Source organism: Pseudomonas sp. 05N36 (assembly GCF_056397385.1).
Genome location: NZ_JBFTNH010000010.1, coordinates 76913 through 90008 on the forward strand (window position 1 = coordinate 76913; position 13096 = coordinate 90008).

A 13096-nucleotide genomic window follows, 5' to 3' on the forward strand; every position below is an offset into this window, starting at 1 on the left:
AAAATCATAATAAAGAGAGTCCCGCCATGTCACAGAGCGCCGCTGCCACCCTGGCCACCGATGACGATAAAAACGCCGTCTACAAGCGCGTTACCCTGCGCTTGATCCCCTTCATCTTTGTCTGCTACCTGTTCAACTACCTCGACCGGGTCAACGTTGGATTTGCCAAACTGCAGATGCTCGATGCGCTTAAATTCAGCGAAACCGTGTACGGCCTCGGGGCCGGGATTTTCTTCATCGGCTACGTGTTGTGCGGCGTACCGAGCAACCTGGCGCTGAGCAAAGTCGGCCCACGGCGCTGGATCGCGCTGATGATGGTCACCTGGGGCATGCTGTCGACCTGCCTGCTGTTCGTCACCACGCCGACCGGGTTCTACACCTTGCGCCTGTTCACCGGTGCCGCCGAAGCCGGGTTCTTCCCGGGTGTAGTGCTGTACCTCTCGCAGTGGTTCCCGACGTTCCGCCGTGGTCGCATCATGGCGCTGTTCATGTCGGCGATTCCGGTCTCCGGCCTGCTCGGCAGCCCGTTCTCTGGCTGGATTCTCAACCACTTCGCCGCCGGCCAGGGTGGCCTCGCCGGCTGGCAGTGGATGTTCCTGCTGCAAGGCATTCCGACCATCACCCTCGGTGCGCTGGCGTTCTTCCTGCTCAGCGACAACTTCGCCAGCGCCAAATGGCTCAAGCCAGAAGAACGTGCCGTGCTCGAGGCGGATCAAGCCATCGATTGGTCCCGCAAACCGAAAACCGCCACCGACTCGCTGCCGGCGGTGTTCAAGAACCCGGCGATCTGGGCATTCGGCCTGATCTACTTCTGCATTCAAAGCGGTGTGTACGCGATCAACTTCTGGTTGCCGTCGATCATCAAGAACCTCGGTTTCGCCGATAACCTGGTGATCGGCTGGCTCAGTGCGATTCCGTACCTGCTGGCGGCCGTGTTCATGCTGATGGTCGGTCGCTCGGCTGACTTGCATAAAGAACGCCGCTGGCATCTGGTGGTGCCGATGCTGATGGGCGCGGTGGGTCTGTTGATTGCCGTGAACTTTGCGGCCAACCCGGCCATTGCGATTCTTGGCCTGACCATCGCCACCATGGGCGCCCTCACCGGCTTGCCGATGTTCTGGCCGGTGCCGACTGCCATGCTCAGCGCCGGCGCTGCTGCCGGTGGCCTGGCGTTGATCAACTCCATGGGCCAGATGGCCGGCTTCCTCAGCCCGTACCTGGTCGGTTGGGTGAAGGACAGCACCGGCTCGACCGATGCGGCGTTGTACCTGCTGGCGGGCGTGATTGTTTGCGGCAGTCTGTTGGCGCTGCGCATGACCCGCACGTTGCGCGCTTAATCACCGCGAATCTTCAAATGTGGGAGCGAGCCTGCTCGCGATGGCGGCATGACAGTCAACATTGATGTTGAATGTAAAGCAGCTATCGCGAGCAGGCTCGCTCCCACATTTTGATCCGGGGTGTTCGATAATTCCGTTTGCCCCGTGCGGTTGTTCTGGTATTTGATTGGGCCTTTCCCACCGGTAAAAGGATTTCGCACATGACCTACCGCACACTGGGCCACTCCGGCCTGCAAGTGTCTACGTTGACCCTCGGCACCATGATGTTTGGCGAACAGACCAGCACCGAAGATTCGCTGCGGATCATCGAGAAGGCCTGGGATCAGGGCGTCAACTTCATCGATACGGCAGACGTGTACACCGGCGGCCGCTCCGAGGAGATCGTCGGCGAAGCGATTGCCGGTCACCGTCACGAATGGGTGGTGGCTTCCAAGGTCGGCTTCGGCCCGGTGGACGGTGTGCCGAATCGCAGCGGGCTGAGCCGCAAGCACCTGTTCAATGGCATCGATGCCAGCCTGACCCGCCTGGGCACCGATTACCTGGACATCTATTACCTGCACCGCGAAGACCACAACACGCCGCTGGAGGTCACGGTGTCGGCCATCGGCGACCTGATTCGCCAAGGCAAGATCCGTTACTGGGGCCTGTCCAACTACCGTGGCTGGCGTATCGCCGAAGTAATCCGCGTTGCCGAGAAACTCGGCGTCGACAAACCGGTGATCAGCCAGCCGCTGTACAACATCGTCAATCGCCAGGCCGAAACCGAACAAATCACCGCCGCCAATGCCTACGGCCTCGGCGTGGTGCCTTACAGCCCGCTGGCCCGTGGCGTGTTGAGCGGCAAGTACGCGCCAGACGTCACCCCGGACGCCAACAGCCGTGCCGGTCGTCAGGACAAGCGCATCCTGGAAACCGAATGGCGGGTCGAGTCGCTGCGCATTGCCCAGCAGATTCAGGCATACACCCAAGAGCGCGGCGTCGGCATCGTCGAGTTCGCCATCGCCTGGGTGCTGAACAACTCCGCCGTCAGCTCGGCCATCGTCGGCCCGCGTACCGAAGCCCAATGGGATGCCTACACCAAGGCCCTGGCGGTGAAGGTCACGACGGAAGATGAAGCCTTCATCGACTCGCTGGTAACGCCGGGACACTCGTCGACGCCGGGGTTCAATGACATGGGCCATTTCGTGTCGGGGCGTAGACCGCGTTCCAACTAAATAAACACATACTCCGGTGGGAGCGAGCCTGCTCGCGATGGCGATTTCACATTCAACATGGATGTTGACTGGTAGACCGCTATCGCGAGCAGGCTCGCTCCCACAGTTGGTTTATGTTGATCATTCGGACAATATTCGGCTCTGAAACCACGTATCCTTTGCACCCGCTTCACGCTCACTCAATGTCTCGCGAGGACAGTTTGTCTAAAGGTATTGCTCTATCGGTGTCAGCCTCGGTGCTGTTCGCCGTCATGTATTTCTACACCTCGTTGCTATCGCCCCTGAGCGGCGTGGAAATCTTCGGCTGGCGAATGCTGTTGACCGTGCCGTGCATGACCGTGTTCATGGTGGTTTCCGGCGAATGGCGGCGCGTGGTCGAGATCCTCCGTCGGGTGGGCAGCAAACCGGCATTGTTCGGTGGCCTGCTGGTTTCCTCGGCATTGCTCGGCGTGCAACTCTGGTTGTTCATGTGGGCGCCGCTGAACGGCCACAGCCTTGACGTTTCGCTGGGCTACTTCCTGTTGCCACTGACTATGGTGCTGACCGGGCGCATCGCCTATGGCGAACAGCTTTCGTACCTGCAAAAGGTCGCCGCGTTTTTCGCCACCCTCGGCGTGCTCAACGAGTTGTATCAGGTGGGCAGTTTTTCCTGGGCGACTCTCTTGGTGGCCATCGGTTACCCGACCTACTTCGTGCTGCGCCGGCGCTTGGCGTCGGACAACCTCGGCGGTCTGTGGCTGGACATGACGCTGATGCTGCCGGTGGCGTACGGGTTCGTGCACAGCGGTGAACAAGGTTTTGCAGTGTTCGACCAACACCCGTGGTTGTCGCTGCTGATCCCGCTGCTCGGGGTGATCAGTGCTTCGGCGCTGGTGGTGTACATCATCGCCAGCCGCTTGCTGCCGTTCAGCCTGTTCGGGCTGCTGAGCTATGTCGAACCGGTGCTGTTGCTGGGGGTTGCATTGCTGCTGGGAGAAAGCATCAAGGCGGGAGAATGGCTGACCTACATCCCGATCTGGCTGGCGGTGCTGGTGTTGGTATTTGAGGGCTTCAAGCATTTGATGCGGCATCGCCGCCCTTAACGCTGCGCAAAACAATGTGGGAGCGAGCCTGCTCGCGATTGCGATCTGTCAGCCAACATCAATGTTGAGTCTGAAGACGCCATCGCGAGCAGGCTCGCTCCCACAGGTTTACAGTTGAAGCAGATTACTCAGTCGAGAGCACACCACGGCGAACCTGGTCGCGCTCGATGGATTCGAACAGTGCCTTGAAATTGCCTTCGCCGAAACCATCGTCGCCTTTACGCTGGATGAATTCGAAGAACACCGGGCCCATCAGGGTTTCCGAGAAGATTTGCAACAACAGACGCTTGTCGCCCGCCTCGGACGAACCGTCCAGCAGAATCCCCCGCGCTAGCAGTTCGTTGACCGGCTCGCCGTGGTTCGGCAAACGGCCCTCGAGCATTTCGTAGTAGGTGTCTGGCGGCGCGGTCATGAAGCGCATGCCGATCTTTTTCAGGTGATCCCAGGTCTTGATCAGGTCATCGGAGAGGAAGGCAACGTGCTGGATACCCTCGCCGTTGAACTGCATCAGGAACTCTTCGATCTGCCCGGCGCCCTTGGACGACTCTTCGTTCAGCGGGATGCGGATCATGCCATCCGGGGCGGTCATGGCCTTGGAGGTCAGGCCGGTATATTCGCCCTTGATGTCGAAGTAACGGATCTCGCGGAAGTTGAACAGCTTCTCGTAGAAGTTCGCCCAATAAGCCATGCGACCGCGGTACACGTTGTGGGTCAGGTGATCGATGATCTTCAGGCCGGCTCCGACCGGGTGACGATCAACGCCTTCGATGAACACGAAGTCGATGTCGTAGATCGAGCTGCCTTCGCCGAAACGGTCGATCAGGTACAACGGCGCGCCGCCAATGCCTTTGATCGCCGGCAGATTCAGTTCCATCGGGCCGGTTTCGATGTGGATCGGCTGCGCACCAAGTTCCAGGGCGCGCTTGTAGGCTTTTTGCGAATCCTTGACCCGGAACGCCATGCCGCATACCGACGGACCGTGTTCAGCCGCGAAGTACGACGCCACGCTGTGGGGTTCGTTGTTGAGGATCAGGTTGATCTGGCCCTGCCGATACAGGTGCACGTCTTTTGAGCGGTGGGTCGCGACCTTGGTGAAGCCCATGATCTCGAAGATCGGCTCAAGGGTGTTCGGGGTCGGCGATGCGAGTTCGATGAACTCAAAGCCCATCAGGCCCATTGGGTTTTCGTATAAATCTGCCATGGTTGGCGCCTCATCATGATGCTTTTGGAATTAACGGAACGTTAGTTACAAGCACTGCTGAGAGCGGCGGGTGGCGCACAGGAGATACCTCGCACACTGCGGGCGAGAAAATCACCGTAGATCAATTGGAACCCGAATATCTTCATTGTCGACCCAAGGCTCTTGCGGGCGAGGCTTCTGCTGCCAGAAGACGTTATTCTTATATGCGTAACCGGATTCTACACAGCGTAACCATGTTTGTCCGCCTTCTCTATAAAATCCCCCTTTTTGACGTCGGTGCAAGGGGTTTATTGCACAGGTAAATGCCCAGCAGAATCGCCCCGCCTCCCAGGTACATCGCCCCACTCGACTGCTCGCCCAGCAACAGCGCGCCAAGTATCACTGCCGTCAGCGGATTCAGGGCGATGAACACCCCCGAACGGGTAGCGCCGATTTTACGAATACCGTCGTAGTACCAAATGTAGGCCAGTGCCGAACCGAGTACACCCAGGTACAACAGACTCAACAGCTGCGTCACCTGCAAATCGCCCACGACTTCAAGACTCACCTCACCGCGTGCGGCGCTGGTCATCCACAACATCAATGTGCCCAGCACAATCGAGTAGGTCACGGTGTGCAGCGGGCCCAACGCCTGGTTCAGGCCTTTGGAAAACAACGAATAGATGCCCCAACCCAACACGCAACCGAAAATCAGCAGATCACCGATCCAGCTGTTCGTGGCGCTGCCATCAAACACAGGCTGGTTGCGACTGACAATGACCAGCCCTGCCCCAGCGATGCAGATCGCGATGCCTGCAATTTTGGCCCGACTCAAGCGCTCCTTGAACAGCAGCCACGACGCCAACCCGATGACGGCCGGATTCAACGCCACGATCAGCGATGCCCGAGAGGCGTTGATGTAGTGCAAGCCGTAAAAGAAACACAGGTTGTAAAAGAAGATCCCGAAAAAACCCAGTACGCCCAACTGCAACCACTGCCTGAAGGTCGGGCGCATCAAAGGGATGCGCGCCAGAGCCATAAACAGCAGCAAGGCCAGGCTCGCCAGCAGAAAACGCAGGCTCGCCGCGAATAACGGGCTGAGAGTGCCGGCGAGAAACCGGCCAGCCACGAAGGTCCCACCCCAGATCATCGTGACCGTGGCGAGTTTCAGGTAAACCAGAACATCTGAATCACGGGAGCCGCTCTGGACAAGACTTTTCATAAATCTCCACGCCGAGAAGGAAGTCGGATGACGTATTCTTTGCGTAATGCCTGATCATCGTAAAATGAGTAAACACTCATGACCCTGACCCAACTCGAGATTTTTTCGCTGGTGGCCGAGCTGCACGGTTTCACCAGTGCGGCCAACCGCCTGGGCATCACCCAGTCGGCGGTGTCCCATGCCATTAAATCGCTGGAGCAGGAACTCGGTGTCGAGTTGCTCAGAAGGCATCAGTCCCACATCGAACTCAGCGATATCGGTCAGCAACTGCTGTTACGCGCCCGCGCCATGCTCGGGCTGGCCAGCACCTTGCGCCAGGAAGCAGCGGATGCTCGCGGAATGAAGCGGGGCACGCTGCGTATCGGCTCATTCGGACCAACCTCGTCGATCAAACTGCTGCCGAAGATTTTGCAGCACTACCGCGCGGCGTATCCCGGAATCGAGGTCCACGTTGACGAAGGCCCGGATCGGCAAGTGCTGCAATGGCTTGAGGAGCGGCGTATCGACATCGGTTTTGTGGTGTTGCCCGAGGACCGCTTTGATACGTTTGCGCTGGTGGAAGACCAGATGGTGGCGCTGTTACCGGCCACTCATGAACTGGCCCGACGCGACAGCCTGACCTTGAGTGATCTGTGTCACGACCCGTTCATTCTTACTGAAGCCGGCTCTTCGGAGCTGGTTTCGCACCTGTTCAGCGCTGCCCGGCTGACCCCGGACATTCGCTATCGCAGCTCGCAATTGCTCAGCACACTGGAAACCGTCAGCCGTGGCGACGCCTTGACGCTAGTGGCCGAACTTTCGCTGCCGAACACGGAACACGCGCGCTACGTGAAAAGGCCACTTTCACCGCCGGTCAAACGTCAGGTCGGCCTGGCAGTACTCGACCAGCGCCAGTCATCACCGGCGACCCTGGCGTTTATCAAGTTGGCCGTGAGCCTGAACTATCCTTGAAAAGCACAAAGCCTGTGCGCCATCTATCATGGCCCTTGTCTGTACTCTTTTTGAGAGGCAAGTCTGTGCCCTGCCTGCATTTGAGAGCCCTACTCTATCTGAGAGCCCTACTCCGTCGCCGCAGGTTCCGCACATGCCCTTGACCATCAAAGCCCGCCGCACGCCACGGACTCGCAACCTCATCACGCTGTTGATCGGCTTGCTGCCGGTGGTGCTGGGCTTGGTCATTCTGCACATGCAGGCCGAGCGGGTGCTGGAGCACAGCACCCAGCAAACGGCCGAAGAAGCGGTGCGCCAATTCGATTTGATGCTCGATGACACCGCGCTGGCGGCACAAGAACTGCTGCCGCTGGCTGGACAGCCTTGCGCCGATGTCAAACTGGCCCTGCGCGAACAAGTCACGCGCCGACCCTTCGTGCGTTCGACCAATCTGGTGTGGGACAACAACATATATTGCAGTTCACTATTTGGCGACTATCAGGCAGCGGTCGATCCTGGCGAGTACACACAAGGCAAATTGTGGTTGATGAACGGAAACCCGGTCACACCCAATACCGCGGTGCTGGTGTATCGCCTCAGCGAAGGGAAGCAAGGCGCCCTGAGCGCCCTTGACGGCTATCACCTGAGCAACGTCCTGCGGCTGATTGGTCGACAGACTCTACTGTTACTGCAAGTCGGCCCCCACTGGTTATCTGACGACGGCCAAGTCCACGAGGGCGCCCTGCCCGTATTGCCGGTAGCCCAAAGCAATCTTGAATCTTCGCGGTACGCCTATGAAGTAGAGGCCGGCTTTCCCCAGGGCGAGGTCTGGCGCTACATGAAAAGCGAATACCCGCCGCTGTTCAGCCTGCTGATATTCTTTGGGGTGATTGCCGGGGCCATTGGTCATTGGCTGCAGAAGCGCTCGTCTTCACAGACTCACGAACTGCAACGGGCGCTGGAGGCCAATGAGTTCATTCCTTACTTCCAGCCTGTGGTTCACGGTGACAGCAAAGCGTGGGCAGGTATCGAGGTCTTGATGCGCTGGCAACACCCGAAAGAAGGCCTGGTGCGTCCAGACCTGTTCATCCCATTCGCCGAGCATTCCGGATTGATCGTGCCGATGACCCGCTCGTTGATGCGCCAGACTGCCGCGTTGCTCGCCCCGCATGCGCATGCGTTCCATGAGCGCTTTCATATCGGCATCAACATCACCGCCAGCCACTGCCGTGACCTTGCACTGGTAGACGATTGCCGCGAGTTTCTCGCGGCCTTCCCGCCCGGCAAGGTCGCGCTGGTTCTGGAGCTGACCGAGCGCGAGTTGATCGAACCCAACGCTATCACCCTTCAATTGTTCGAACAGTTACATGCGCTGGGGGTGATGATTGCGATCGATGACTTTGGCACCGGGCATTCAAGCCTGGGGTATTTGCGCCAGTTCAATGTGGACTTTCTGAAAATCGATCAAAGCTTTGTGGCGATGATCGGTGTCGATGCCTTGTCCCGCCATATACTCGACAGCATCATCGAACTCTCGGCCAAGCTGGACCTTGGTATCGTTGCCGAAGGTGTCGAAATCGTCGAGCAGAGTGATTATCTTGCCCGTCATGGGGTGAACTTTCTGCAAGGCTACCTATTTGGACGACCGATGCCGGGTACCGACTTCATTATTGCGTTGAACAGCCATTAATTAGCCACTTTGCGCGCTCCATGGACATCCTCAACAAAAGGATCCACGCCGCAAATTGCATCAAACAGCAACGTGCGTTACATCATGAAAAAGACGTGATTTACTCTGAGCGAATTAACTACTACAATTTTTCTTGCCTGCGCAAGATTGACAGGTGAGCCATTAACACCGAGTCGCTACAAGGCTCTTGGCTTATAGCTTTGTTGGCGGTTGGTATCAGCCAAACACACTATTGGAGTAAAGATATTGTCCAGACTCGCTGAATTTCGTGCCGCTGAAAAGGCCCTTCAAGAACAGCTCGCGCAGCTGGAATCGCTGAAGAACGACGCCGGGCTCAAGAAAGAAATCGAATTCGAAGAAAAGCTCCAGGGGCTGATGAAAACCTACGGCAAGAGCCTGCGCGACATCATCGCCATTCTCGACCCGAACCCAAAATCCAGCCTGCATCAGGCCGCCGCACCGAAAACCCGCCGCGCCCGTGTGGTCAAGGTTTATCAAAACCCGCACACCGGTGAACTGATTGAAACCAAGGGCGGCAATCACCGCGGCCTGAAAGCCTGGAAGGAACAATATGGTGCGAGCACCGTTGACTCCTGGCTGCGCGCTTAAGCTTTCCTGCGCCCCTCCAAAAGCCCTGCCTGTGCAGGGCTTTTTTATGCTCACCGATACTTAATGCAACGATGATCGTCGATCTAGTTGGAAACGCCGGCCAAATACCATAGGCATCCGGTATAACTTTCTGCTTAATCCCTTTGGGCATTAAACAATGCCCCTCGGCACGGCCAGCGTGCAGACATCGCGCATTACTAAAGTCTCAAACTGTTTCGCGCATCGCGTATTTCATCCTGACTTGCGGCATAAGCCTCGGCTTGCCCTGCGTAGGAAAAAACATAGGCCTTATCAGCATCTAGCGCTGCGACTAATGTTTGCGACAACACATGTCGTCCATTCTGGGTGACCGTGCAGGTGGTTTCCAGCGCTTGCAGCCTGCTCAATGTAGCGGGATGAATTTTGTTGCATACACTTTGATAACCGCCCCGAAAAAAATCCTTTTGCACAGACTTGCGCATTTCCAGCAGCACGCCTTGCAAATTGACTTCATGCCCCGGCTCAACCTGGCTCATGGTCAACTCCATGACCAGGACCGGATCACCGTTTGCATCGTTTTTCACCGCCCGCTGCCTTGAAACCCTGGGCGGTGTTTGAGTTGTCGCCTCCTCTTGTGGCAACACTTGCACTGCCCAGCCGCTGGGCCAGGTAATCTCGGGGAGCACAGTCTCGGCGCGGGCAACAGCCGAAAACAGGCAGGTCAAAACAAGCAGGTAGCGATACGGTCGAAACATTGCACTCAACACTGACGGGGCGAACGTTAAAGTCTGAGCCCCGCCACGCCGCCAGGCAATAGCTGAAGGTTTTGCTTTGGCGCAATACGCCGCCTGCGTATTATTGGCGTACTGCAAGCAAGTCCCATCAACGGCAAGCCAAGTGACAGCTCTTGTCTTGAGCGCCGTTTGCCCCACTTTTTTCCGGAGGGCCCATGAGCCTGCACGAACTGAACTCCTTCCCCGGCGTTACCGCCCAACCTGACGCCGCCACGCAGCAATTTGTCTTCAACCACACCATGTTGCGGGTCAAGGACATCAGCAAATCCCTGGACTTCTACACACGCATCCTCGGCTTTACGCTGGTGGAAAAACGCGACTTCCCTGAAGCCGAGTTCAGCCTGTACTTCCTGGCGCTGGTCGATAAGAACCAGATCCCGGCCGACGCGGCTGCACGCACCCAGTGGATGAAATCGATTCCCGGCATTCTTGAGCTGACTCACAATCACGGCACCGAGAACGATGCGGATTTCGCCTACCACAATGGCAACACCGAGCCTCGCGGTTTCGGCCACATCTGCATTTCGGTGCCAGACATTCGCGCTGCTTGCGAGCGCTTTGAAGCACTGGGCTGTGATTTCCAGAAACGCCTGAACGATGGCCGCATGAAGAGCCTGGCGTTCATCAAGGACCCGGACGCTTACTGGGTTGAGATCATTCAGCCAGCCCCGTTGTAAAGCTCACCGAAAATCCAATGTGGGAGCAAGCTTGCTCGCTCCCACAAAGATCAATCCATCATCTGGATTGTGTGAGACACAAAAAAACCCCATGATCGCTCATGGGGTTTTGTGTTTTCAGCGTTGACGTTTACACCGGCGCAGACGTGCGAATCAGGTGATCGAAGGCGCTCAGCGATGCCTTGGCACCCTCGCCGACCGCAATCACGATCTGCTTGTACGGCACGGTCGTTACATCGCCGGCGGCGAACACACCCGGTATCGAGGTCTCACCACGGTTATCGACGATGATCTCGCCGCGCGGCGACAGCTCGACGGTGCCCTTGAGCCAATCGGTGTTCGGCAACAAACCGATCTGCACGAAGATCCCTTCCAGCTCGACGCTCAATACTTCGCCTGACTGACGATCCTTGTAACGCAAGCCGTTGACCTTCTGACCGTCACCGGTCACTTCAGTGGTTTGCGCACTGGTGATCACTGTCACGTTCGGCAGGCTGTGCAACTTGCGCTGCAACACCGCATCGGCACGCAACTGCACATCGAACTCCAGCAGTGTGACATGAGCAACAATACCGGCCAGGTCGATGGCTGCTTCGACACCCGAGTTGCCACCACCAATCACCGCAACGCGCTTGCCTTTGAACAGCGGGCCGTCGCAGTGCGGGCAGTACGCCACGCCCTTGTTGCGATATTGCTGCTCGCCCGGGACGTTCATTTCGCGCCAGCGAGCACCGGTCGCGAGGATCACGGTCCTGGCTTTGAGTGAAGCACCGCTGGCGAACTGGATCTGGTGCAGCTCGCCGTTCTTGCCCGGCAGCAGCTTGTCGGCGCGTTGCAGGTTCATGATGTCGACGTCGTATTGCTTGACGTGTTCTTCCAGCGCAACGGCGAGCTTCGGCCCTTCCGTCTCCTGTACCGAGATGAAGTTCTCGATCGCCATGGTGTCCAGCACCTGACCACCAAAACGCTCGGCTGCAACGCCGGTACGAATGCCTTTACGGGCGGCGTAGATTGCTGCCGAAGCACCGGCTGGCCCACCACCGACGACCAGCACGTCAAAGGCGTCTTTGGCGCTGATCTTCTCGGCCTGACGCTCGATGGCGCTGGTGTCGATCTTGGCGATGATTTCTTCCAGGCCCATGCGGCCCTGACCGAAATTCACACCGTTCAGGTAAATGCTGGGCACGGCCATGATCTGCCGTTCAGTGACTTCGTCCTGGAACAGCGCGCCGTCGATGGCGACGTGACGGATGTTCGGGTTCAGCACCGCCATCAGGTTCAGCGCCTGGACCACGTCCGGGCAGTTCTGGCACGACAGCGAGAAATAGGTCTCGAAGTTGAACTCGCCTTTGAGCGAGCGGATCTGTTCGATCACCTCACTACTGGCCTTCGAAGGGTGACCGCCGACTTGCAGCAAGGCCAGCACCAGCGAAGTGAATTCGTGGCCCATGGGGATACCGGCGAAACGCAGGTTGATATCACTTCCCGGGCGGTTCAACGAGAACGATGGCTTGCGCGCATCGGTGCCGTTGTCGAGCAAGGTAATTTGTTGGGAAAGACTGGCAACGTCTTTCAGTAACGCGAGCATTTCCTGGGATTTCGCACCGTCGTCGAGGGAGGCGACGATCTCGATCGGCTGGGTGACCCGTTCCAGGTATGACTTCAACTGAGCTTTAAGATTGGCGTCCAACATACGGGCGATTTCCATTTTGTATACGGTAGAAAAAACAACGCCCGGGCAGATTCGCCCAGGCGTTTTTTGGGGCGATGCGGTTTACGTGCTTAAGAGCTCATCGCCCTCAATCGACTCACAGACTCAGATCTTGCCGACCAGGTCCAGGGACGGAGCCAGGGTGGCCTCGCCTTCTTTCCACTTGGCTGGGCAGACTTCGCCAGGATGAGCGGCAACGTATTGGGCAGCCTTGATTTTGCGCAGCAGCTCGGAAGCGTCACGGCCAACGCCACCGTCGTTCAGTTCGACGATTTTGATCTGGCCTTCAGGGTTGATCACGAAGGTGCCACGGTCGGCCAGGCCGACTTCTTCGATCAGCACGTCGAAGTTGCGGGAGATCACGTGGGTCGGATCGCCAATCATGGTGTACTTGATTTTTTCGATCGCAGGCGAAGTGTTGTGCCATGCGGCGTGGGCAAAGTGGGTGTCGGTCGACACGCTGTAGATTTCTACGCCAAGCTTCTGGAATGCATCGTAGTTGTCAGCCAGGTCTTCCAGCTCGGTAGGGCAAACGAAGGTGAAGTCAGCCGGGTAGAAGAACACGACGGACCATTTGCCTTTCAGATCGGCGTCCGACACTTCGACGAATGCGCCGTTTTTGAATGCGGTAGCTTTGAACGGTTTTACGTGGCTGTTGATGATAGGCATCG

At 57.8% G+C, this 13096-nt stretch carries 12 protein-coding genes; 7 read left to right on the top strand and 5 right to left on the bottom strand.

Going from position 1 to position 13096, the window contains the following annotated elements; all coding sequences use genetic code 11:
* Positions 1-26 precede the first annotated feature (26 nt).
* The 3 genes from AC1DIH_RS14640 to rarD all read left to right on the top strand — a co-directional run bounded on the left by AC1DIH_RS14640 (position 27) and on the right by rarD (position 3633).
* Positions 27-1337 carry an MFS transporter gene (locus tag AC1DIH_RS14640; protein WP_477772211.1) on the top strand — a complete coding sequence of 437 codons (1311 nt, stop codon included), beginning with the start codon at positions 27-29 and terminating at the stop codon, positions 1335-1337.
* Between the two features lie 200 nt (positions 1338-1537).
* The gene (locus tag AC1DIH_RS14645; RefSeq protein ID WP_477772212.1) at positions 1538-2551 is read left to right on the top strand and encodes an aldo/keto reductase; all 1014 of its coding nucleotides are present in this window, start codon (positions 1538-1540) and stop codon (positions 2549-2551) included.
* A 200-nt stretch (positions 2552-2751) separates the two neighbouring features.
* Positions 2752-3633, top strand: coding sequence for an EamA family transporter RarD (gene rarD, locus AC1DIH_RS14650; RefSeq protein ID WP_103316380.1), 882 nt, complete (start codon positions 2752-2754; stop codon positions 3631-3633).
* Positions 3634-3757: 124 nt separating this feature from the next.
* On the opposite strand, the gene hppD is transcribed toward rarD, so the two are convergent.
* Positions 3758-4834: a 4-hydroxyphenylpyruvate dioxygenase gene (gene hppD, locus AC1DIH_RS14655; RefSeq protein WP_477772213.1), complete on the bottom strand. Its 1077-nt coding sequence runs from the start codon at positions 4832-4834 to the stop codon at positions 3758-3760.
* A 250-nt stretch (positions 4835-5084) separates the two neighbouring features.
* Positions 5085-6035, bottom strand: coding sequence for a DMT family transporter (locus AC1DIH_RS14660; RefSeq protein WP_477772214.1), 951 nt, complete (start codon positions 6033-6035; stop codon positions 5085-5087).
* A gap of 78 nt (positions 6036-6113) precedes the next feature.
* Here AC1DIH_RS14660 and AC1DIH_RS14665 point away from each other — a divergent pair, with 78 nt between their 5' ends.
* The 3 genes from AC1DIH_RS14665 (at position 6114) to AC1DIH_RS14675 (ending at position 9264) form a co-directional block, all read left to right on the top strand.
* On the top strand, positions 6114-6986 hold the full coding sequence (locus tag AC1DIH_RS14665) for a LysR family transcriptional regulator (RefSeq protein ID WP_477772215.1): 873 nt from the start codon (positions 6114-6116) through the stop codon (positions 6984-6986).
* 133 nt (positions 6987-7119) lie between these two features.
* Positions 7120-8655: an EAL domain-containing protein gene (locus tag AC1DIH_RS14670; RefSeq protein ID WP_477772216.1), complete on the top strand. Its 1536-nt coding sequence runs from the start codon at positions 7120-7122 to the stop codon at positions 8653-8655.
* Positions 8656-8901: 246 nt separating this feature from the next.
* Positions 8902-9264, top strand: a complete 363-nt coding sequence (locus tag AC1DIH_RS14675) for a histone-like nucleoid-structuring protein, MvaT/MvaU family (protein ID WP_019690040.1) — start codon at positions 8902-8904, stop codon at positions 9262-9264.
* A 197-nt stretch (positions 9265-9461) separates the two neighbouring features.
* Here the strand turns inward: AC1DIH_RS14675 and AC1DIH_RS14680 are convergent, their stop codons facing one another.
* The gene (locus AC1DIH_RS14680) at positions 9462-9998 is read right to left on the bottom strand and encodes a DUF4946 domain-containing protein (RefSeq protein ID WP_477772280.1); all 537 of its coding nucleotides are present in this window, start codon (positions 9996-9998) and stop codon (positions 9462-9464) included.
* A 194-nt stretch (positions 9999-10192) separates the two neighbouring features.
* Between AC1DIH_RS14680 and gloA the strand changes: the two genes are divergently transcribed.
* On the top strand, positions 10193-10714 hold the full coding sequence (gloA, locus tag AC1DIH_RS14685; RefSeq protein ID WP_477772217.1) for a lactoylglutathione lyase: 522 nt from the start codon (positions 10193-10195) through the stop codon (positions 10712-10714).
* Between the two features lie 130 nt (positions 10715-10844).
* On the opposite strand, the gene ahpF is transcribed toward gloA, so the two are convergent.
* Both ahpF and ahpC read right to left on the bottom strand, forming a co-directional pair.
* Positions 10845-12407, bottom strand: a complete 1563-nt coding sequence (ahpF, locus tag AC1DIH_RS14690) for an alkyl hydroperoxide reductase subunit F (RefSeq protein WP_477772218.1) — start codon at positions 12405-12407, stop codon at positions 10845-10847.
* Between the two features lie 123 nt (positions 12408-12530).
* Positions 12531-13094: an alkyl hydroperoxide reductase subunit C gene (gene ahpC / locus AC1DIH_RS14695; protein WP_427532369.1), complete on the bottom strand. Its 564-nt coding sequence runs from the start codon at positions 13092-13094 to the stop codon at positions 12531-12533.
* Positions 13095-13096 lie beyond the last annotated feature (2 nt).

Coding starts and splice junctions, on each gene's coding strand:
- AC1DIH_RS14640 (WP_477772211.1), top strand. CDS start 27: ATGTCACAGAGCGCCGCTGCCACCCTGGCCACCGATGACGATAAAAAC.
- AC1DIH_RS14645 (WP_477772212.1), top strand. CDS start 1,538: ATGACCTACCGCACACTGGGCCACTCCGGCCTGCAAGTGTCTACGTTG.
- hppD (WP_477772213.1), bottom strand. CDS start 4,834: ATGGCAGATTTATACGAAAACCCAATGGGCCTGATGGGCTTTGAGTTC.
- AC1DIH_RS14660 (WP_477772214.1), bottom strand. CDS start 6,035: ATGAAAAGTCTTGTCCAGAGCGGCTCCCGTGATTCAGATGTTCTGGTT.
- AC1DIH_RS14665 (WP_477772215.1), top strand. CDS start 6,114: ATGACCCTGACCCAACTCGAGATTTTTTCGCTGGTGGCCGAGCTGCAC.
- AC1DIH_RS14670 (WP_477772216.1), top strand. CDS start 7,120: ATGCCCTTGACCATCAAAGCCCGCCGCACGCCACGGACTCGCAACCTC.
- AC1DIH_RS14680 (WP_477772280.1), bottom strand. CDS start 9,998: ATGTTTCGACCGTATCGCTACCTGCTTGTTTTGACCTGCCTGTTTTCG.
- gloA (WP_477772217.1), top strand. CDS start 10,193: ATGAGCCTGCACGAACTGAACTCCTTCCCCGGCGTTACCGCCCAACCT.
- ahpF (WP_477772218.1), bottom strand. CDS start 12,407: ATGTTGGACGCCAATCTTAAAGCTCAGTTGAAGTCATACCTGGAACGG.
- ahpC (WP_427532369.1), bottom strand. CDS start 13,094: ATGCCTATCATCAACAGCCACGTAAAACCGTTCAAAGCTACCGCATTC.